The sequence below is a fragment of the Streptomyces sp. NPDC030222 genome (assembly GCF_055573115.1).
In genome coordinates, this window is sequence record NZ_JBVICA010000036.1 from 12,779 (window position 1) to 33,366 (window position 20,588).

Annotated in this window: 15 protein-coding genes, 3 tRNA genes and 2 pseudogenes; 12 read left to right on the plus strand and 8 right to left on the minus strand. The window is 72.6% G+C overall.

From position 1 onward, the window contains the following. The first annotated feature begins 41 nt into the window (after positions 1-41). The 5 genes and pseudogenes from ACZ4Z5_RS32400 (at position 42) to ACZ4Z5_RS32420 (ending at position 4,174) form a co-directional block, all read left to right on the plus strand. Positions 42-920: a hypothetical protein gene (locus ACZ4Z5_RS32400; RefSeq protein ID WP_468269685.1), complete on the plus strand. Its 879-nt coding sequence runs from the start codon at positions 42-44 to the stop codon at positions 918-920. A 241-nt stretch (positions 921-1,161) separates the two neighbouring features. Next, a pseudogene (locus tag ACZ4Z5_RS32405) lies at positions 1,162-1,400 on the plus strand (GntR family transcriptional regulator); the annotation flags it as partial. A 92-nt stretch (positions 1,401-1,492) separates the two neighbouring features. Beyond that, the gene (locus tag ACZ4Z5_RS32410; protein ID WP_468269687.1) at positions 1,493-2,272 is read left to right on the plus strand and encodes an HAD-IIA family hydrolase; all 780 of its coding nucleotides are present in this window, start codon (positions 1,493-1,495) and stop codon (positions 2,270-2,272) included. Between the two features lie 371 nt (positions 2,273-2,643). Continuing rightward, positions 2,644-3,489 carry a hypothetical protein gene (locus ACZ4Z5_RS32415; RefSeq protein ID WP_468269689.1) on the plus strand — a complete coding sequence of 282 codons (846 nt, stop codon included), beginning with the start codon at positions 2,644-2,646 and terminating at the stop codon, positions 3,487-3,489. 1 nt (position 3,490) lies between these two features. Beyond that, complete coding sequence (locus ACZ4Z5_RS32420; RefSeq protein ID WP_468269691.1) at positions 3,491-4,174, plus strand: class F sortase; 684 nt, start codon at positions 3,491-3,493, stop codon at positions 4,172-4,174. 67 nt (positions 4,175-4,241) lie between these two features. Here the strand turns inward: ACZ4Z5_RS32420 and ACZ4Z5_RS32425 are convergent. After that, positions 4,242-4,315, minus strand: a tRNA-Lys gene (locus ACZ4Z5_RS32425). Positions 4,316-4,529: 214 nt separating this feature from the next. On the opposite strand from ACZ4Z5_RS32425, the gene ACZ4Z5_RS32430 reads away from it, so the two are divergent. From ACZ4Z5_RS32430 to ACZ4Z5_RS32440, 3 genes are all read left to right on the plus strand, one after another. Then, positions 4,530-6,170: a peptidoglycan-binding protein gene (locus ACZ4Z5_RS32430; protein WP_468269693.1), complete on the plus strand. Its 1,641-nt coding sequence runs from the start codon at positions 4,530-4,532 to the stop codon at positions 6,168-6,170. Positions 6,171-6,619: 449 nt separating this feature from the next. After that, complete coding sequence (locus tag ACZ4Z5_RS32435) at positions 6,620-7,957, plus strand: SPFH domain-containing protein (protein ID WP_468269695.1); 1,338 nt, start codon at positions 6,620-6,622, stop codon at positions 7,955-7,957. A gap of 172 nt (positions 7,958-8,129) precedes the next feature. Next, positions 8,130-8,723: a lytic polysaccharide monooxygenase auxiliary activity family 9 protein gene (locus ACZ4Z5_RS32440; protein WP_468269697.1), complete on the plus strand. Its 594-nt coding sequence runs from the start codon at positions 8,130-8,132 to the stop codon at positions 8,721-8,723. Between the two features lie 198 nt (positions 8,724-8,921). Here ACZ4Z5_RS32440 and ACZ4Z5_RS32445 read toward each other — a convergent pair. From ACZ4Z5_RS32445 to ACZ4Z5_RS32455, 3 genes are all read right to left on the minus strand, one after another. After that, positions 8,922-8,995, minus strand: a tRNA-Lys gene (locus ACZ4Z5_RS32445). A 120-nt stretch (positions 8,996-9,115) separates the two neighbouring features. Next, on the minus strand, positions 9,116-9,874 hold the full coding sequence (locus ACZ4Z5_RS32450; RefSeq protein WP_468269699.1) for an IclR family transcriptional regulator: 759 nt from the start codon (positions 9,872-9,874) through the stop codon (positions 9,116-9,118). 409 nt (positions 9,875-10,283) lie between these two features. Next, a complete protein-coding gene (locus ACZ4Z5_RS32455) occupies positions 10,284-11,954 on the minus strand; it encodes a putative bifunctional diguanylate cyclase/phosphodiesterase (protein ID WP_468269735.1) in 1,671 nt (556 codons plus the stop codon). A gap of 757 nt (positions 11,955-12,711) precedes the next feature. Between ACZ4Z5_RS32455 and ACZ4Z5_RS32460 the strand changes: the two genes are divergently transcribed. Next, a complete protein-coding gene (locus tag ACZ4Z5_RS32460) occupies positions 12,712-13,956 on the plus strand; it encodes a M6 family metalloprotease domain-containing protein (RefSeq protein WP_468269701.1) in 1,245 nt (414 codons plus the stop codon). Positions 13,957-14,044: 88 nt separating this feature from the next. Here ACZ4Z5_RS32460 and ACZ4Z5_RS32465 read toward each other — a convergent pair. The 4 genes and pseudogenes from ACZ4Z5_RS32465 to ACZ4Z5_RS32480 all read right to left on the minus strand — a co-directional run. Then, positions 14,045-14,118: transfer RNA gene (locus ACZ4Z5_RS32465), tRNA-Lys, on the minus strand. Next, positions 14,109-14,720 carry a hypothetical protein gene (locus ACZ4Z5_RS32470; protein ID WP_468269703.1) on the minus strand — a complete coding sequence of 204 codons (612 nt, stop codon included), beginning with the start codon at positions 14,718-14,720 and terminating at the stop codon, positions 14,109-14,111. The genes ACZ4Z5_RS32465 and ACZ4Z5_RS32470 overlap by 10 nt, the downstream gene beginning before the upstream one ends. 178 nt (positions 14,721-14,898) lie before the next feature. Further along, positions 14,899-15,246 (minus strand): hypothetical protein, encoded by a 348-nt coding sequence (locus tag ACZ4Z5_RS32475; protein WP_468269705.1) that lies wholly within the window; start codon positions 15,244-15,246, stop codon positions 14,899-14,901. Positions 15,247-15,301: 55 nt separating this feature from the next. Continuing rightward, positions 15,302-15,802, minus strand: a pseudogene (locus ACZ4Z5_RS32480) (histidine phosphatase family protein); the annotation flags it as partial. 234 nt (positions 15,803-16,036) lie between these two features. Between ACZ4Z5_RS32480 and ACZ4Z5_RS32485 the strand changes: the two are divergent. The 3 genes from ACZ4Z5_RS32485 (at position 16,037) to ACZ4Z5_RS32495 (ending at position 20,278) form a co-directional block, all read left to right on the plus strand. Beyond that, positions 16,037-17,260, plus strand: a complete 1,224-nt coding sequence (locus ACZ4Z5_RS32485) for a hypothetical protein (RefSeq protein WP_468269707.1) — start codon at positions 16,037-16,039, stop codon at positions 17,258-17,260. Between the two features lie 85 nt (positions 17,261-17,345). After that, the gene (locus tag ACZ4Z5_RS32490) at positions 17,346-18,941 is read left to right on the plus strand and encodes a hypothetical protein (protein ID WP_468269709.1); all 1,596 of its coding nucleotides are present in this window, start codon (positions 17,346-17,348) and stop codon (positions 18,939-18,941) included. Further along, positions 18,938-20,278, plus strand: a complete 1,341-nt coding sequence (locus tag ACZ4Z5_RS32495) for an AAA domain-containing protein (protein ID WP_468269711.1) — start codon at positions 18,938-18,940, stop codon at positions 20,276-20,278. Before ACZ4Z5_RS32490 ends, ACZ4Z5_RS32495 begins: the two co-directional genes overlap by 4 nt. Positions 20,279-20,588: the final 310 nt, after the last annotated feature.

The following is a 20,588-nucleotide window of genomic DNA, read 5'->3' on the forward strand; positions in this document are numbered from 1 at the left end:
ACCGACCGACCGCCTGTCCCGCGAGCAGCAAAGGCCTCCTCATGCGACTGCGCAGTGCCGCCCTCGCCGTCGGAGTCACCGCGGCCGCCCTCGTATCCGTCGGGATGTCCGCCGCAGCCTCCGGTGGGGCCGTCGTCCCCGGGGCGGGCGCCGTCCCGGCCGACCGGCGTGAGGCCCTGATCCCTTCGGCCGTCCATGCCCCGAGCTGCGGCGATCCGGTGGGACGGACCTTTCCGCTGGGTACGCGCATCCACGGCGGGCCGTCCAGGCATCGGGCCGGCAGCGGGGCCGTCACCTGGACCATGGACCTGTCCAACACCACCGACGAGGTCTGCAAGAACATCCACCCCGTCGTCGTCCTCACCGACCGCGACCGTCTTCTGACGCCGGACCAGGTCCGGCTGGAGTTCTACGACGAGGCGGGCCGCGCGCACCCGGTGACGTTCGAGCAGACCGACGCGGACGAGCTCGTGGGCGTCTTCGACGACGGTTTTCCCGGGTTCACCGTGGCGCCGGGCCGTACGCTCCCGGTGCGCGTGGGGCTGGCGTTCTCGGCCGCCGCCCCGGCGAACGAGATCGAGGCGACGGCGGCGATCGTGCAGCGCGTCGGCGAGGACGGGGAGTGGGTGGGGGAGTCCGCCGCGTACCGTTTCAGTGTCGTGGCGGCAGCGCCCTCGCCCGCACCGAAGGCGTCGTCGACGGCCCGCGCCCCGGTGAGCGCGACACGGCCGACGCCGAGCGCGACGACGTCGACGGAGCCGCCCGCGAGCGCGACGACATCACCGGAGCCGTCGGCGGAGCTCGCCGACGAGCTTGCCAGCACCGGTGATCCGCATGTGCTGAGGATCCTCACCGCAGTGGCCCTGGCGATGGTCGCGACGGGAGCCGCGCTGCTGGCCGTGTTCCGGCGTCCTCACTGACACCGGCCGTCAGGTTTCTCCTGCCCGGCGAGGCCAGGCCCGGTGATCGCGACGCCCACATCCCCGCCCGGCCATGACGCCCACGTCCTCGCCCCACCGTGTCGTCGACTCCCCCGCCCGACCCTGTCGTCCCCGCGCCCGGTTGACGAGGGGCCCGTACCGGCGGCGGCGCCATGGGTGCGCGCCGCCCGTCGTGCCTGCGCCGACCCCTGACGTACACCTTCATCTGCGACGATCCCCCATGGACTACCCGAACGACCGAGCACCCGGCGCCCCTGGGCGCTCCGGCATCCCGGAGCACGGCCGCGTCCCCAAGTACTACGCGGTCAAGGCCCGCATCGCCCTGCTGATCGACGAGCTGGGCGAGGGCGGGCTGCTGCCCACGGAGCGCGACCTCTCGGAGCGGTACGGCGTCTCCCGCCAGACCGTGCGGCAGGCCCTGCGCGACCTGCGCTGGAGGGGCGGCTGCGCAGACAGGGCAACCTGTCCGGCCGGTCTGTTTAGGCTGGGGGCGTCGGCACAGCGTTGTGGCGGCGCCCACCCGTACATGCCCCACGGCAGGAGTCCGCCTCATGGCAGAACGCAAGCCGATCGAATCCTGGCTCACCGACATGGACGGTGTGCTCATCCACGAGGGCGTCCCCATTCCCGGGGCGGACGCCTTCATCAGGAAGCTGCGCGAGTCCGGCAAGCCGTTCCTGGTGCTCACCAACAACTCGATCTACACACCGCGCGATCTGCACGCCCGGCTGATGCGCATGGGCCTGGACGTGCCGGTCGGGAACATCTGGACGTCCGCGCTGGCCACCGCGAAGTTCCTCGACGACCAGCGGCCCGGCGGCACGGCGTACGTCATCGGCGAGGCGGGTCTCACCACCGCCCTGCACGACATCGGCTACGTCCTCACGGACCACGAGCCGGACTACGTGGTGCTGGGCGAGACCCGCACGTACTCCTTCGAGGCCATGACCAAGGCCGTCCGGCTGATCAACGACGGGGCCCGGTTCATCTGCACCAACCCCGACGAGACCGGCCCCAGCACCGAGGGCCCGCTGCCCGCCACCGGATCCGTGGCCGCGCTCATCACCAAGGCGACCGGCAAGGACCCCTACTTCGTCGGCAAGCCCAACCCGCTGATGATGAGGGCCGGGCTGAACGCGATAGGCGCCCACTCCGAGACCAGCGCCATGATCGGCGACCGGATGGACACCGACGTGCTGGCCGGCCTGGAGGCCGGTATGGAGACCTTCCTGGTGCTGACGGGCCTGACCGGCCCGGCGGACGTCGAGCGGTTCCCCTACCGTCCCTCCCGGACCGTGGACTCGATCGCCGATCTGGTCGACCGCATCTGACGTATTGACGTGCGTGGCGTCGCGGGTACGCGGCGTCCGACCGCGGGCGGCGTCGGACGCACGTATGCGGCCTCCGGCGCCGTTACGCGGTCCGGTCCGCTCAGGGCACGGCGTAGCGGTCGAAGAGGGCTTGGACGGGCTTCCTTCTCGACCCACGCGCGCGCCGCACGCAGGTCCGTGCCGCCGTCGAGTCCCCGGTCCTCCTGCTCCGCCGTCCGGACTTCCTTGCCCGTCGTGCCTGTTCCCCCTGGTCGTCGGCCGTAAGGGCAGGCTACGTGTGCCGTGGCGTTCCCCCGGACGGCGCAACGGTGCCGCCGCCCGGGATGCGGAGCACACCGGGACGCGTGAACCTCGGTCACAGGAGGTTTACGATGCGCTATCGCCTTACCACGCTCTGTGCCGCCGCCGTAGCGGCCGTCCTGGGCCCGGCGACCGTAGCGGTCGCGGAGTCGCAGCCGCACGGGACCGTCCATGTGTCGCAGTCCACCGTCACCCCTGCCGAGCGGCTGGGCCTCCAGGCCGAGGCCGCCGAGGTCTGCGAGGAGCCGAAGGGGGCGGTCGCGGTCCTGCCGGCGTTCACCGCGGCGGACCGGTTGGCTCCCGCTCATGACGGCGGGCTGTTCCTAGAGGCGCGGATCGCGTCCGGGGCGAACGGGCGCGGGGTCGCCGTCACCTGTAGGGACGGCATGGCCGCGGACGCCGGCGGGATCACGGTCGCCGCGCTCGGCGAGCGGGCCGAGGACGAGGACGAGGGTGGGGAGGGGAAGCGGGACGACGGTGGGAAGAAGGACGACGAGAAGAAGGACGACCGGGACGGCGAGAAGAAGGACGAGAAGCGGGACCACGGGGAGAAGAAGGACGACCAGGGCGGTGAGAAGAGGGACGACGGGGGCCGGGACGGCGGGAAGAAGGACGACGGGGGCCGGGACGGCGGGAAGAAGGACGGCGAGAAGAAGGACGACGGCGGCCGGGACGGCGGAAAGAAGGACGACCAGGGCGAGGAGGGGGAGGGCCGGGACGAGGGCGCGTCGCCCAGCGACGAACGCACCCCCTACGCGCCGGTGCACGCCGGCGGCGGGGGCACCGCGGCACTGGTCTCCGCCGACGAGGAGCGCGGACGGGGCGCAGTCCACGCCATGGTGGGCCTGTGCGTCGCCGGTATCGCCGCCGTGGCGGTGGCTCGCCGCAGCGCACGGCGACGGCACGGCGAGCACTGACATGGCAGCGAGGAACGAGCAGGGCGGTGCCGGCGGCGGGCGGATGGTGACCGGAGCCGCCTGGGCACTCCTCCTCCTGGGGCTGTGGCTGTGGGGCCGCGGTGCCGTCGACGTTCCCGCCGCTTCGGCGCCCACCACCGGGGACGTCGCCGCGGTCGGCCGACCCCTCGGGCTGCCCCTGCCGCCCGCCCACGATCCGCTGCGCGGGGAGGTGCCCGAGCGGGTCGAGATCCCCTCCATGGGCGTGGCCGCCCCGGTGGTCTCGCGTGGTCTCGACGCGTCCGGCGCGATCGACCCACCGCCGTACGAGACCCCCGGCACGGTCGGCTGGTTCGGTGAGGGCACCCGGCCGGGCGGAGCGGGCACGGCCCTCTTCGTCGGTCACGTCGACACCGAGAAGGAACCGGCCGTCTTCTACAAGCTGAGCGCCACCCGCCCCGGCGAGAAGGTCCGGGTCACCCGGGAAGACGGCTCCGTGGCCGAGTTCACCATCGACGACGTGCAGGTCTTCCCCCGGGACCACTTCGACGCGCACAAGGCCTACGGCCCGCGCCTGCCGGGCCGGGCCGAGCTCCGTCTGATCACCTGCGGCGGGACCTACGACCGTGCGGCCGGTTCGTACACCGCGAACGTCGTCGTCTCCGCGTACCTCACGGGCTACGACCGGAATGCGGCTTCCGCCTGAGCTCTTCCCTGCCTGCCGCGTGCATGAAGAAGGCCCCTCACCTCTGGTGAAGGGCCTTCGTTTCGCGTGCGCCGCCAGGGACTCGAACCCCGGACCCGCTGATTAAGAGTCAGCTGCTCTAACCAACTGAGCTAGCGGCGCCTGCTGACCTGCATAACTCTACCCGACGCAGAGGGGTGCTCCTGACCACCCCGATGAGTGGCGTCGGTGTGCCGTCTCGCCCGAGGCCCGGTGTGTAATTCATTCTGTGTACTTCGGTCCCTCTTGGTCGGATATGTCCGGACCGTTGAGAAGCTGACGCCCATGCAGATCCGTCAAATGATCTTGAAAGAGCCCAGAAACGGGAGGCAAGCGCGTGAGGCTGCCGGTGTTCGAGGAAATCAGGCCCGCCATCGACTGCGGCTGCGCGGGGTGTGTCCTGCAGCGTCGCCGGCGCCCGCACGCACTGCCGCGCCGGGAGGGAGGACATCCGTCGGCGCACGGCGCCCGCCGCGCGCTGGTGCTCATGACGGCGGCCGGTGTGGCGCTCGGCGGTGGAGGCGCCGTCGGCGCGGCGAGTGCGGTCGGTCGCCCGGGTGACACGCCCGGCCCGCCCGCGACCGGCCCGGCGACCCAGCGCCCCGCGGCGACGCCGACAGGCCCGGCGGCCGAGCGCCCGGTGCCCGGGCCGGCCGTACCGGGCACGTCGAGCCCGATGCCCGTGCGTCCGGCCGGCATCCCGCCCCGGCCGAGCGGCGCCGGACTGGGCACGCGTCCCCAGTTCCCGGATCCGGAGACGCCGCAGGGCACGGCGAGCCCGCTGCACGGTGGAAGCGCCGGGCGGCCCGCGCCGCCCCGTGGCGCCTCGCTGCCCAGGACCACACGCAGTGAGATCATCGCCAGGGCCAAGCACTGGGTGCAGGAGCGGGTCCCGTACAGCATGGATGAGTACTGGGCGGACGGCTACCGGCAGGACTGCTCGGGCTATGTGTCCATGGCGTGGGACCTCGGCAGCAACGAGTGGACCGGCAGCCTCGCGAGCTTCGCGACCCGGATCACGGAGGACGAACTCGAACCGGGGGACATGCTCCTCTTCCACAACCCCGACGATCCGACACGCGGCTCGCACGTCACGATCTTCGGGGGATGGGCGGACTTCGCGCGGAAGTACTACATCGCGTACGAGCAGACGAAGCCGCACACCCGCAAGCAGGTCACGCCCTACACCTACTGGATCAACTCCGAGAACTACGTGCCGTACCGGTACGACGGCCTGATCACGGCGGAGGACACCAATCCCCACCGCGGCGCGGAAACGGTTCCCGATACTGCGGCGGCCGTCACCCTGGCCTCCCGCCCCGGGCCTGGCGTGAGCCGGGCCGCGGGCGAGCAGGCCACGGGTGCGCCGGCCGCGAATGCACGGCCCGCTCGGGCCGCCGCGTTCCCCGGGGGCCGGTACTTCGGCCCGGGTGCCGACAACGACTACGTGACCCGGCTCGGGCAGATGCTGATCGCCCGGGGCGGCCAGCGGTTCTACCGGAACGGGCCGGGTCCGCTCTGGTCCGAGGCGGACCGGCAGGCGACGCGGGCGTTCCAGCTGGCCCAGGGCTGGACCGGTGCCAACGCCGACGGGCTGCCCGGGCCGGGCACCTGGGCGCTGCTGTCGACGGGCAAGGGGAAAAGCATCGCAGCGGTCCCGGCAGCAGGACCAGGACGACCGGCCGCGCCCGCCGCGCCCGCCGTGCCCCCCGCACCGGCCGCGGGACCGGCCCCGTCCGTCGCCGCGTTCCCGGGCAAGGCGCACTTCCGGCCGGGGCAGGCCAACGCGTACATCGAGAAGCTCCGGCGGCAGCTGGTGAAGAAGGGCTTCGGGGATCACTACACCTCGCCCCCGGGTCCCCGCTGGACCGAGGCGGACCGCCGCAATGTCGAGGCGTTCCAGCGCGCACAGGGCTGGCACGGCACCGCGGCCGACGGCTACCCGGGCCCTGAGACCTGGCGACGGCTCTTCGCATGACGGACGCATCGATGAACCGGCCGACCAGGGGAAACGCCCCTGTCCCGTGGCCGGAGCCCGACCCGGACCGGCAGCCGGACCTCGGATCGGTCCGGTTGCCGGACGTGGATCCGGTCCGGAGGCCGGACCCGGACCGGCGATCGGACTTGGGCGTGGGACCTGGCCCGGGTGCGCGGCCGGACACGGACCCGGCCGGGGACCCGGGACCGGACCCGCGATCGACCTCGACCTCGACCTCGACCTCGACCTCGCCCCCGACGTTCGACCTGCCACCGGTCCCGGACTCCTCGCACACCGGGAACTCCCCTGTCACCCCGAACCTCTCCTTCATCCCGGACTCCTCGCACACCGGGAACCCCCCTCTCACCCCGAACCCCTCCCTCACCCCCGACTCCCCGACCCCCGACTCTGCGGCCCCCGCGATGCCCGACCCCGGGAGGCGAACACCGATGAACCGGACCACCCCGCGCCCCGAGGACTTCGAGCCGGAGTCCCCCGAGCCCTTCGGGCTCGTGTCCTCGTCGTACCTGCCGAACGACTCACCGGCCCCGGCGACTTCTGCGGTGCCCGGCCCGGCCCGGGACCCCCACCCGGACCCCGACCCGGCGCGGGTGCCGGGGCCCGGGCCGGAGCCCGAGCCCGAAGCGGCCGGGGCGTGGGCTGCCGGTGGCCGGAACCCGAGCCGGTACAGCGCGGTGATCAGGAACGAGACCACCGCCGAGATCCCCGTCCATCTCCTTTTCCGCGACGACACCGAGCCGTTGCCGGTCATCGGCAGGCGTCCGCAGGAGGCGCCGGGCGGCTCGTCCCCCGTAGGCGAACAGCGCAGGTCCGTCCCCTCCGTCCAGTCCGCACCCGCCGTGCCGGCCGCGCGGTCCGCTCCGGCGGCCGATCCCCGGATCTCCGAGCGCCCGGGTCCCGCCCTGCCCGGCATGGCGGCCGTGCTCGTGGGGATCGTCGCGCTCCTCGGGTGCGGGGCGCTCCTGTGGTGGGCCGGCGCGGTGCCCCTGCCGCTGCTCGCGGTGCTCCGGCTGCCGGCGTTCCCGTACGACGGGATCGGCATCGGCCGGTGGGCGCTGCTGGTGCTCGGCATCGCGGTGGCGCTGTTCGCCTTCGGGGGGCTGGGCCGGGGCCGGGCCGGCCATGCGTGGGTGCTGTCGCTGCACGGCGGCTACCGGGGGAGCGTGCGCCGCACCGGACTGCTGTGGATGAGCCCGGTGATGCTGCGCCGCAGGATCGACGTGCGGCTGCGGCACTGGCGGAGCGAGCCGATGTCGGCGGTGGACGCGGACGGCACCGCGCTCCGGGTCGTGGTCCTGGTCGTGTGGCGGATCAGGGACACGGCGCGAGCGGCGCTCTCCGTGGCCGACCACTCGCGGTATCTGCGGGAGCAGGTGGAGTCCGCGCTGACGCGGGTGATGTCGCAGTTGCCCGCGGACGCGTTCCACGGCGACGGGCCGACCCTGCGCAACGCCGAGGCGGTCGGCGAGTCGCTCACCCGGACGCTGAAGTCGGAGGTGGAACCGATCGGTATCGAGGTGTACTCCGCGCAGCCGACGTCCATCGAGTACGCCCCGGAGGTGGCGGAGTCGATGCAGCGCCGCCGCATCGCGGCAATCGACGCCAGGCACCGGGACAGCGTGCTCACCTCGGTCATCGACGCGGTCGACGACACGGTGAACCGGCTGACCGCGCGAGGGCTGGTCGACCTGGACGACTACGAGCGCAAGGCGCTGATCAAAGATCTGACGGTGGCGTTCTACACGGGGAGGGAGCCCCGCCTCTGACACCCGCCCACGTCCCGTACTCGTCCCGCACTCATCCTGTACGAGCCGTACGAGTGGTCTGGACATGTCCAACCTTCGCCCATAGCCTGAGAGTTGGTCCAGACCAGAACCACTGTCCCGCGCGCGCGTGCACAGCTCACGGAACTCCCCCACGTTCTCCAGGAGCGACAGCATGCGGAGGAAGAGACTCAGTGCGGCCGTGGTCGGCCTCGTCGTGGCGGGCGCGTCCCTGCTCGCCACGGGCAGCGCGGGCAGCCACGGGTACACCGACACCCCGGTCAGCCGGCAGAAGCTCTGTGCCAATGGCACGGTGACCGGCTGCGGTTCGATCCAGTGGGAACCGCAGTCGGTCGAGGGCCCGAAGGGGTTCCCGTCCGGCGGGCCGGCGGACGGGACGATCTGCTCGGGCGGCAACGCCCGGTTCGCCCAGCTCGACGATCCGCGGGGCGGTGCCTGGCCCGCCACCAGGGTCGTCCCGGGGGCGGGCTACACCTTCCGGTGGCGGTTCACCGCACCCCACGCCACGACCGACTTCAAGTACTACGTCACCAGGAACGGCTGGAACCGGAACGCGCCGCTGACCCGGGCGGCACTGGAGCCCGTGCCGTTCCTCACAGTTCCCTACCACGGTGCCCGTCCCCCGATGACGCTCACACACTCGGGAACCATGCCGGCCGGCAAGACCGGGCGGCACCTGATCCTGGCCGTGTGGACGATCGCGGACACCGGTAATGCGTTCTACGCATGCTCGGACGTCCAGTTCTGACAGCGGAGAACACCGGCGCGGCGGTCCCCCCAAGGGGTCGCCGCGCCGCATCGGTGCGCTACGGGTCCGGTTCACGCCGACGGTGCGGCGTTGCGCACAGTGCCGGATCGGCTGCCGTGTGTGGAGGGGGGAGCCGTCTGCGGAGGGAAGGGGCGTACGAAAAAGCCCCCCGCTTCCGCGAGGGGCTTTTCCCGTCTGTGCGCCGCCAGGGACTCGAACCCCGGACCCGCTGATTAAGAGTCAGCTGCTCTAACCAACTGAGCTAGCGGCGCCTGCTGACAGCAGTAATACTACCTGCCCTGGCGGGGTGCTCGTGACCACCCTGGTGAGCCCCCCCGGGCGCCCGCGGGGATCACCTTCGAACCGGCCCCCTCCGGACACGGGCGGGACGGTCAGATCGCCAGCGAGAGCACGACCGGCGCGGCCCTGCGGTTCAGGGTGTCCGCGGCGGCGCGCAGCCGGTGGGCGTGCTCGATCGGAAGCGACAGGGCGAGGCAGCCGACCGCGGAGCCGGCCGTGAGCGGGACGGCCGCACAGACCGTGCCGAGCGCGTATTCCTGGAGATCGAGGACCGGCACCGTGGGCGGCTGGCTGTCCAGCTTCGAGAAGAGCAGCCGCTCACTGGTGATCGTCCGTGAGGTCAGCCGGGCGATCCGGTGCCGCGACAGATGGTCGCGCCGCCCGTTCTGGTCGAGCTGGGTCAGCAGGCACTTGCCGACGGCGCTGGCGTGGGCGGCCGAACGGAAGTCGACCCACTCGTTGACCTTGGGCGTGCAAGGACCGTCCGCGAACTGGGTGATCTTGACCTCGCCGTCGATGTAACGGCTGATGTAGACGGCCGCGCCCACCGAGTCGCGCAGCTGGTCCAGGGTCTCCTGGAGCTTCGCGCGCAGCGCTTCCTTGCGCGTGACGCCGGAGCCGAGCAGGACCGTGGAATCGCCGATCACATAGGCGCCGTCGCTGACCTGCTCGACGTACCCCTCGGTGCGCAGCATCCGCAGGAGTGAGCTCAGATGGACGGTCGGAAGCCCGGTCTCCCGGGCGATCTGGGCGTCGGACACCCCACCGCCGTGCTTGGCGACCGTCTCCAGGACGCGCAGGGCGTACTGCACCGAGTGGAACGGCGCGGTCGACTCGGGCTTCAGCGCCACGGTTTCCCCCTAGCAGGTCCAGCAGGATGTGACCGTAAGCTTTCCGTTCCACGATAGCTGCCAAGTCCCCGGCCGGGAGTGGCTGTTGACGAGATTGACGGCCGGAATCAGGCGCATGGCCTGCGACTCGCCACTCTGGCATATGCCACTGTCATGAGCGGCGAAGGGAACATGAGGTCAGCGCCCCGAGCGGCCCCCTCCCGGGGCACCCTCCCGCAGGGAGGGCGTTGCCTGCACGAGGTTGACGTTCGCGCCGGTCGCGGCCACTTCCGGGCTACCTGTGGGTAGGTGCGGCGGGTGTCGGCGGGCGTCGCCGCATGCGCCCCGGCGGACAGCCGAGGGGACTCGTCAGGCGGCCGCGAACCGTTCGTGATCCCGGGGCGGCCGGTGGCACCGGGCCCGGCGGCCCTCACACTGCCGACGGGCTCGCGCCGATCATGCCGGCGATCCGGTCGGCCGCCACCGCGCGCGAGTACAGCCAGCCCTGCCCGGTGTCGCAGCCGATCCGGCGCAGCCGCGCCGCCTGCCCCGCCGTCTCCACGCACTCGGCGGTGACGGTGAGACCCAGCCGGTGCGCGAGCTGCACCATCGCCTCCACGATGGTCTCGTCGGCCGGGTTCGGGTGTGCCCCTTCGTCGTAGCGGAAGCCGCTGACGAACGAGCCGTCCAGTTTCAGCACCGAGACCGGCAGACGGCTGAGATACGCCAGGTTCGAGTAGCCCGTGCCGAAGTCGTCGATGGCGATGTGCACGCCCATGTCGCTGAGCGCCTGGAGCGCCTGCAGGGGCCGGCCGGCCGAGCCCATCACCGCGGACTCGGTCAGCTCCAGCTGGAGCAGCTGCGGTGCGAGTCCGGTGTCGGCGAGGATCTCCGCCACATCGGCGACCAGGTCCGAGTCCCACACCTGGCGCACGGCCACATTGACGCTGACGAAGATCGGCGGGATGCCGGGGTGCTCGATCTGCCAGCGGCGGGCCTGCCGGCACGCGGTCCGCAGGATCCACTGGCCGAGCTGTACGATCGACCCGTCTTCCTCCGCAATTCCGATGAACCGGTTCGGGGTCAATGTGCCGAACTGAGGATGATTCCATCGCACCAGGGCCTCGACGCCACGCACTGCACCGTTCTCCAGGCTGACCAACGGCTGGTACTCCAGGGAGAATTCACCGCTCTCGATGGCCGGCCGCAGTGAACTGGACAGCGCCTGCCGGGTCATCCGGTGGGCGTTGCGCTCGGGGTCGAACAGCGTCCAGCGGGCCTTGCCGTCCGCCTTCGCCCAGTACAGCGTGGTGTCGGCGGCCTGCATGAGTCGCGTCGCGGTCGTTCCCGCGGCCGCACGTTCCACCACCCCGATGGACGCCGACACCGACAGCCGCTGGCCCGCCAGGTCGAACGGGTGCTGCAGCGCGGCCAGTACGGACCGGGCGAGGTCGGCCAGCTGTTCCGTGCCGGCGGAGTCCTCGACCAGGAGCGCGAACTCGTCCCCGCCCAGCCGGGCCACCAGATGGCCGCCGCTGCGGGTGTAGCCGTCGCTGTCGGCGCACTCGGTGAGCCGTCCCGCGACGGCGGAGAGGAGCCGGTCGCCGACCCGGTGGCCGAGGGTGTCGTTGACGGCCTTGAACCCGTCGAGATCGAGGTAGCAGATGCCGATCCGGCCGGTGCCGGAGCCTTCGGCGGCCGCGGCGAGCGCGGCGGACAGCCGCTCGAAGAACAGGGTGCGGTTGGGGAGCCGGGTGACCGGATCGTGCATCTGGAGGTGCCGCAGCCGTGCCTCCAGCTCCCGGCGGTCGCTGATGTCGGCGACGGACAGCAGCACCCTGGCGCTGTCCGGCACGGGCGCCACGGTGACCTCGGTCCACAGCGAGCGCCCGTCCGGGTGCTTCAACCGCCGGGTGCAGCGCAGCCGGGACCGCAGCCCGTCCAGCACCTCGTGGTACCCGTGCCAGGTACGGGCGTCGGAGCCGAGGTCGAGCAGGTCGACGGCCGGCTGCTCGCGCAGCGCGGTGGGTTCGGCGCCGAGCAGCGCGCCGAAGGCGTCGTTCGCCGCGACGACCAGGCCGTCGCGGTCGACGACGGCCATGGCGAGGCGCGCGGTGTTGAAGGCGGCCCGGTAGTCGTCGGCCGGGACGGCGGGGGTCCTGCGGAGGGGCTGCCCGGTCCCGAGATGGAGCCGCGAGGGCTCCGGGCGGCCGGCGTGGGCGCACTGCTCGGCCGTGTCGAACCCCGCGGTGAGGTCGAAGGGTTCCGCGAGGTCGAACCGTTCGGTCCCGTGGGCGGAGGTGGGGGCGGAGGTGGGGGCCGGGGTGGGTGTGAGACCGGGCCGGTGACGGTCCGGATCGGTGCGGGGCCGAACGGGCGGTTCCTCCGACGCTGCGTTCTCACTTTCGGTGATCGCCGGTCGTGCAAGGCGGGGGTGCCGCTCCGGCCGCTCGGAGGTACCGCTCACCGCTCGCTCCCGCTGTGCGCTCGTCGTGTACAGGTGTCGTCGGAGTCGTCGGCCGGAGCGCGGAGATCCGCCCCCTGGCGGAGTCCAGGCAGGAAAGTGTGCCGATCATAGAGGCTGCCGGGAGGACCGATCCAGCTTCTCGCGGCTGGCGCTTTCCCCCGGAAGGGGGGCGCGAGGCCCTCCGAACGGCCTTCATCGGGGTGGGCCGATCGTTTCTGCGCGGGTCTGACGGCCCAGGTCAGTGACGCGACCGTTTGTGACTTTCCGTGAAGTCCTCGGCGTGTCGCGCCTGTCACCATCCGTCACCCTCCCGGGGCAGTGCAACAGGGCAAAGTCCTATAAATCACAAGAAAGTGGTTGAGGTGCCCCGCATTCCCTTCCGGAGGTAGACGTGGAGCCTCAGCAGACACCGGAGGGAGTGGAGCGATCGCGGCTGCGCAGTGGTGCCGCGCTGCTCACCTCCCTGACGGCGATCGCCGCCATGACCCTGGTGGCGGGCCCGCACGCGGCGGCCCGGTCCGCCATGCCGTGCGCGTTGCCGCGCACCGCTGAGCACCACTCGCTGGGCCTGGACACCTGGAACGACGCCTATGTGCGCCCCGACCGCCCGCTCGACGCCGTCATGGTCTTCCTGTCGTTCCCCGACTCCGAGCCGACGGTCACCACGGCCGAGCTGGCCGCCGACCACTTCCCGGCGACCTCGGACTTCTTCCGGCGCGCCTCCTACGGCACGTTCCGGCTGCGCGCCCACGCCGTGCCCGCCTGGATCCGGATGCCGAAGGCCTCGACCGCCTACGCGATAAAGCGGGACTGGGACGACCGCCATCGCACCGCCTATCTGCGCGACGCGCTCGCTGCCGCCGATCCCACGGTCGACTTCTCGCGGTACGACGTCGTCTACCTGGTCGCCGACCCCAACGCCCCGGGTGTCGACTCCGACGCCACGAAGGTCGTCAACTTCGAACGGCCGATGCGGGCCGACGGCACCGACATCGCCAGGGTCGTCACCGTCTTCGAACGCCATCCGCCGGACCCCCGGGTGCTGGCCCACGAGACGGGCCATGTCTTCGACCTTCCGGACCTCTACCACCGTCCGCAGGACGGCAAGGGCGACTGGGACACCCACGTGGGGGACTGGGACCTCATGGGCAGCCAGTTCGGACTGGCCCCGGACCTCTTCGCCTGGCACAAGTGGAAGCTGGGCTGGCTCGGACGGGACCAGGTCCACTGTGTGCAGGGCAGCCGGGAGGGTCCGTTCACTCTGGAGCCGATCGCGGCCGAGCGGCGCCGGGGCACCTCCGGCGGCACCCGGCTGGCCGTGGTCCGCGCGGCGGCGGACCGCGCGATCGCGATCGAGGCGCGGAGCGCGACCGGCAACGACGGCACGACGTGCACCGAGGGAGTCCTGGTCTACCGCGTCCGCGCCCAGACCGCCTCGGGCGGCGGCCCGGTCGAGGTGCTGGACACCCACCCCAGGACCGACGCCTGCTGGGACCGCTCCGTCTACCCCCCGCTCGCCGACGCCCCGCTGGGCGTGGGTGAGACCTACCGGGTGCCCGGCGAACGGGTCACCGTGCAGGTGGTCGACCGCACGCCCTCCGGGGCGTGGACGGTGCAGGTGCGCACCGGCGAATGACGGCGGCGGCGGTGGACACGGACGGGAGAGCCATGGCTGAGAACGCACGAAAAGGCCCCCCGCTTGCGCGAGGGGCCTTTTCCGTCTGTGCGCCGCCAGGGACTCGAACCCCGGACCCGCTGATTAAGAGTCAGCTGCTCTAACCAACTGAGCTAGCGGCGCCTGCTGACGTCGTAGACCTTAGCATCCTGATCCGAGGGAGCAAAAATCGATATGCGGACCCCGGCGGCGGAGGTCGCCCTGGCCGCCCGTACGCATGCCCAGAGCAGCACCTCGGGTCCCGGCAGCCAGGGATTCCGGGTGTCCGGCGCCACCACCCAGCGGGCGCCGCCCGGCCCCTGCCCGCCGATGAACGGCGGCACGGTCACCGCGTCGCCCGCGCCGTGACAGAGCAGCGGCGGCACCTCGCGCGCGTACTCCTCCCACTTCATCAGGGACGGCAGCCGCTGCGCCGTGCCCGGTGCGGCGAACAACAGCATGCGCCCGCGCTGCACCGCCACGGGGCCCGAACCGGGCCCGTCGGACCACAGCCGGTCGAGCACCCGGCGCCCGAACACGGCGGGAACGTTCACCACGTCGAACACCGTCCCGCACGACAGCACCCCGGCCACCGAGGGCCGTGCCTCCCATGACGCGAGTGCGTCGTCCGGGTGCGCCGCCGCAGAGGCGAGCCAGGCGGCGCCGTCCGCCGTCACATCCGCGGTGTGCCGACCGCGTTCGTCGCGGAGCAGGGCGAAGACGTCGTGCGCGCTGTGGATGCTCATGGCACCCACATCTACTGGGTGTGGCGAATCCCTTTCCGAGAGTTACCGGAAACCGGGACACGGGCCTCCGGTAACCAGTAGGGTGCCCCGGCATATGCCTCGGGCGGGATCCGTACGGCGGGATCCGTACGGGAGATCCGTGCAGCGGGATCCGTACGGCGGATTCCTGCCGCCCCCGTCAGGGAGTCCGGCCGCCCAGCAGGTCACGGCCGAACTCGACCATCTTCCGGGCGTAGTCCTCGGTCCACTCGGCCCGCTCGGCGATGTCCGCGTCCGTGAGCCGGTCGAACCTCCGCGGGTCGGCGAGCTGGGCCGCGGCGAGGGCCTGGAACTCGACGGCGCGGTCGGCGGCGGCGCGGAACGCGACCGCCAGCTCGGTGGCACGGGAGAGCAGCTCGCCCGGGTCCGCGATGGACTCCAGGCCGAAGAAGTGCTCGGGGTCGCCGGCTGCCTCCGAAGGCTCGAACAGCAGCGGGGCCGGCCGAAGCCTTCGCTCGCGCTGCTCGCTCCGCTCGGGTTGCGCCATCGGTTGTCCTCCTCGTCCCCTGCCGGTCCCGCCGTCGGGACCACCCCCCATTGTCGCGCGCCGCGAAGGACACCTGCTCGCCGAGCCAGCGTGCGGCGATCGCCCGGAGGATGTGGCCGTGAGCGAAGACCAGCACGTCCCGGTCCTCGGAGCGGGCCCACGACACCACCTCGTCCGCACGGTCCGACAGCTGCGTGAGGGTCTCCCCGTCCCGCGGCCCGTCGCGCCAGATGAACCAGTCGTGCCGCTCGGCCTTGATCTCGGCCGACGTCAGCCCTTCGTACGCGCCGTAGTCGAACTCCATCAGGGCGTCCCATGCCTGCGCACGGTCGCCGAAGCCCGCGAGCGCGCAGGTCTCACCGGCACGCGAGAGCGGGCTGGTGCGGACCTCGGTGTCCGGGAGGCCGTTCCAGGGCGCCCGGTGCAGCCGTTCGCCCAGCAGCTTGGCCCCCCGGCGGCCGTCCTCCAGCAGCGGGATGTCCGTCCTGCCGGTGTGGCGGCCGGACCGCGACCACTCCGTCTGTCCGTGGCGGGCCAGCAGGATGCGCGGTGCCATGTGTCGTCTCCCTGAACGTGCGGCTTCGTGGCGTACATCATCTCCCGTGGGGTATCGGCGGGCCTCCGCGCCGTCGTGGGCAGCAGCGCCGCCGAGCAGGCGGGGCGCCGCGGAGGAGGCGGGGCGCCGAGGTTAGGGAGGAAGCCGCCGGTACGGCAGGGAAAACCGCGGAAGTCGCCACGGAAGAGACCGTCCTTTCCCCGGTTGTCAGTGGCGGATGCGAGACTTCCGCGGGTGAGCGCATCCCTGGGCAGCGGCACCCCGCCGACGCCACGACCGACACCGGGCCCGGCGCCGGCTCCCCGTGCGGAGGAGACCGCCCCGGTCCCGGCTCCGCGACCGGAGACGGCCCTCCGGCAGCAACTCGCCGAGCTGCGCGGCCCCACGGTCGCACCGCACCCCCTGGACGCCCGCGCACTGGCCGCACTGGCGGCGAACCCCGGGTGCCGGAGACGCGCCCTCCTCGACGGGGCGGGGGTGAACAAGGCGGTGCTCGCACAGGCCATCGGCTCGCCCGCGCCGTTCGGCCAGTCGCAGTTCGCCTTCATGCGCGGCAACGCCTTCGAGGCGCGGGTCAAGGCGGACGGCGGTGCGGATCTGCTGCGTCTGGTGCACGGATGCCTCGGCGGGGGCGCCGCGCCGGACCCGGGCAGCACCCGGGTCCCCGATCTCGCCGCGGCCGGCCCACAGGGCCGTGCGGCGCGTACGGCGCTGGCCCTGCGGGAGGCCACCGAGGCCGGCGAGTGGACCCTGCTCGACCATCCGATGCTCGCCCTGGAGGTCGCGGGTTCCCCCGCCTACCTGGAACCGGACGCGGTCGTGGTCCGGCCGGACGGGCGCTGGACGGTCGTGGAGATCAAGTCCTTCCCGGTGATCGACCGTTCCGCCGATCCCGCGAAGGTCGGCGCCGCGGCCCGCCAGGCCGCGGTGTACGTGCTGGCGCTGGAGCGGGTCGCGGGTCTTCTCGACGGCGCCGAGGTGCACCATGAGGTGCTGCTGGTGTGCCCCAAGGACTTCTCCAACCTGCCGACCGCCTCGGTCGTCGACGTGCGGAAGCAGCTGTCCGTGACCCGGCGTCAGCTCGCCCGGCTCACCCGCGTCGAGGAGATCGCCGCCGCACTGCCCGAAGGCACCTCCTTCGACCCGGGACTTCCCGCCGGCGAGCTCACCGCCGCGGTCGAATGCCTCCCCGCCTCGTACGCCCCCGAGTGCCTGTCCTCCTGCGAACTGGCCTTCCACTGCCGCGAGCGGGCCCGGGACGCCGGCGCGGTGGAGTCCGTCGGCCGCGCCGTCCGCGGCGAACTGGGCGCCCTCACCACCGTCGACGACGTCCTCTCGGCGGCGCACGGCGTCTCCGGGGACCCCGACGACCCGACGGTCGCCGCCCTCCGCCGCGCCGCGGCACTCCGCGCGGAGGCCCTGGAGACGGCCGGGGTGCGAGGAGGCCCGGAATGGTGACACCACGCTCGTACCACCACCGGGCTCCGGCCCGGCAGTCCGCCGGAGGTGCGGCCCCGGGACGTGCCCGGAGCGGGGGGAACGCATGTCGCTGATCGAGACGCTGGCCCGGCTGGAGGCCGTCAGAGCGGGACGGGCGCAGCCCGCCGCCACCGTGCGGCACCGCCATCTGTCCGGCGAACCCCTGGTGTTCGTGCCGCTCACCACCGCCGGCGAGGCCGGTGCGCCGCTCGGCGCGCTGGTGGGCACCGACCGGGAACAGCCGCGGCTGCTCGTCGTACCGCAGCCGCGCGACCGCGATCTGCGCTTCGCCTTCCTGGCCGACCTGGCCGACGTCGTCCTGCCGTACCTCGACGCGTACGCCGATGTCGTCGAGCCCGCCGAGCGCAGCGAGACCGACCCGGAGACCGGGAAGAAGGTCAAGGTCGAGGTCGAACTCTGCGCGGACGCACCGCAGTTGATCGTGCCGACCAGGGCGGGCATCGACTTCGTGAGGCTGCTGGGCCGTTCCATGCGGTTCCGGCGCACCGTCGAGCAGGACCCGGACACACCGCACCCGGCACCCCCCAGGGTCCCGCTGCTCGGCCGCTGGCTGACCCATTACGGCGAGCGGGCCCGCGTTCCCGGCTCGTCGCTGCTGATGGCCGTGACGGATCTGCTGAACCGGCACTGGGCGACGGGCCAGTCCACCCTGGAGGACCAGCACCTCGGCGCGCTGCTCGCCTGGATCGACCCGGAGGACGGCACGTCGGGCGCCGAGGCCGCGCTGCGCGCCGAACTGGCCCGGGACGCCGAGGGGCAGCTGCTCTGCCCGCCTGCGGGCCCCGCGACCGACCCGGCGTTCGACAACAAGCTGCTCGCGCCGGCCATCGAGCGGTACGACCGGGCACGCAGTGCGCTCGCCGCCGCCGAGGACGGCCTGGACGCGGACCGGGGGCTCGCCGCGCTCGGCTCGGCCGAACAGGAGATCCGGGCCCTGCTGGAGAGCCGGATGCGGCCCGCCTGGGACGCGGTGTGGCACGCCCTCGACCTGCTGCGGGCCCTTCCGGAGGCCGCACGTGCCGAGGAGCGCTGGACACCGGACCGCTGGTCGTTCACCGGCCACCGCGACCGGGTGAGGGCGGGGGAGCCCCCGCAGCCCCGGATCGACGACGCGGTGGCCGCCGCACAGAAGCTCGCCTCGCGGGAGACCGCCCAGGCCCGGCTCGACGCGCAGGAGGCGCTGGACGACCCGCTGGTCATGGCGGGCCGCAGACTGTCCGGGGAGGCCTTCGCCGGCGAGGTGACCGAGGTCGTCATGGCCTACAGCGAGTCGAAGCGCCCCACGCCGCGCCCGCTGGTCACCGTCGTCACCGACGACAGCCCTCACCTCGGCGAGGGGACGAAGGTCTACCGCTCCCTCGACGGCAGGCCGCAGTCGGCGGAGTTCGTGGAGCACGCGGAGGACGGCGCGATCGTGCTCCGGCTCACCGACCGGATGGGCCGCGGGAAGGAACCGGCCGAGGGCTCGGTACCGGAGAAGGGCGACCGGGTCTGCTTCACCCTGTTCGAGCACGAGCAGCGTGGCGGCCCCCGGCTCCCCGACCCGGAGCAGACCCCGTGGACGCACGGCGGTCCCCGGGACGCCGACGACGAGCGCCAGACCCGCCCGGACCCGCAGACCGAGGAGGACTACCTGTGACGACGCCCGTGTTCGATCCCGGCGCCGAGGCCGGCCGGGCCACCGCGGCGATCCTGGACGACACCCTGCACGGGGCGCACCGGGGAGTCGTGGTGGATTCCCCGCCGGGGGCCGGGAAGTCGACGCTCGTGGTCCGGGCGGCGACGGAACTGGCCGCGGCGGGACGTCCGCTGATGGTGGTCGCGCAGACGAACGCACAGGTGGACGATCTGGTGCTGCGGCTCGCCGAGAAGGAGCCGGAGCTGCCGGTGGGGCGGTTGCACAGCAGCGACAGCGATCCGTACGACAAGGCGCTGGACGGACTGCCGAACGTCCGCAAGTCGGCGAAGGCAGCGGACCTCGCCGGGCTGGACGTGGTCATCTCGACGGCCGCGAAGTGGGCCCATGTCCAGGGCGTCGAGCCGTGGCGGCACGCGATCGTCGACGAGGCGTACCAGATGCGTTCGGACGCGTTGCTCGCCGTCGCCGGGCTGTTCGAGCGGGCTCTGTTCGTCGGCGATCCTGGGCAGCTGGACCCGTTCGCGGTGGTCGGGGCCGAGCAGTGGGCGGGCCTGTCCTACGACCCGTCGGCCAGTGCGGTCTCCACACTGCTCGCGCACAACCCCGAACTGCCGCAGCACCGGCTGCCGGTGTCCTGGCGGCTGCCCGCCTCGGCCGCACCGCTCGTGTCCGACGCGTTCTACCCGTACTCGCCGTTCCGCAGCGGCACCGGGCGCCAGGACCGCCGGCTCTCCTTCGGTGCGCCGTCCGACGGTTCGGGGCCGGACCGGGTTCTCGACGAGGCCGCCGAGTCGGGCTGGGGGCTGCTGGAGCTGCCGGCCCGCCGTACGCCGCGCACCGACCCCGAGGCGGTGGGGGCGGTCGCTCTCGTCGTGCGCCGGCTGCTCGACCGGGGCGGGCTCACCGTCTCCGAGCGGGCCCCGGAGCCCGTGCCGCTGACCCCGGACCGTATCGCGGTCGGCACCGCCCACCGTGACCAGGCCGCGGCGGTACGGGCCGCGCTGGCCGGGATGGGGGTGACCGGTGTCGCCGTCGACACGGCGAACCGTCTCCAGGGCCGTGAGTTCGATGTGACGGTCGTCCTCCATCCGCTGTCCGGACGGCCGGACGCCACGGCGTTCCACCTGGAGACCGGCCGACTGTGCGTGCTGGCGTCCCGGCATCGGCACGCCTGCATCGTGGTGTGCCGGGCGGGGGTCGCGGACCTGCTCGACGACCATCCCTCCACGGAGCCGGTCCAGTTGGGCGTGACGGTCACGTTCCCGGACGGGTGGGAGGCGATGCTCTCCACCTGGGAGCACTGGTCGGACCACCGTGTCTCCTGGCGGCCTTCATGAGCCCCCGGCGCATTCGACCCCAGTGAATTCATATAAGTCGATTATCCCTGTCGGGTGAGGAATTCCCTTCCGGCGGTCCGGTGAAACGGCGCAATGGTGCAGTGAAGGGGATGTGTTGCACGTGGCGCGTCGTCAGCTCTGAAGCTGCTTCGCCTCCTTTGGGGCGGTCCCGGCTCTAGATGCCGAGCAGTAGGTAGGTGCATCGTAAAAACACCGAAACGCCGGTATTGCTGCTCGCAGCGACGGATGAGGTATTCGGGCTGTACTCCCGGAGTTCAGCCGGAATTCGTTTCGTCGTGCATCACGGTAT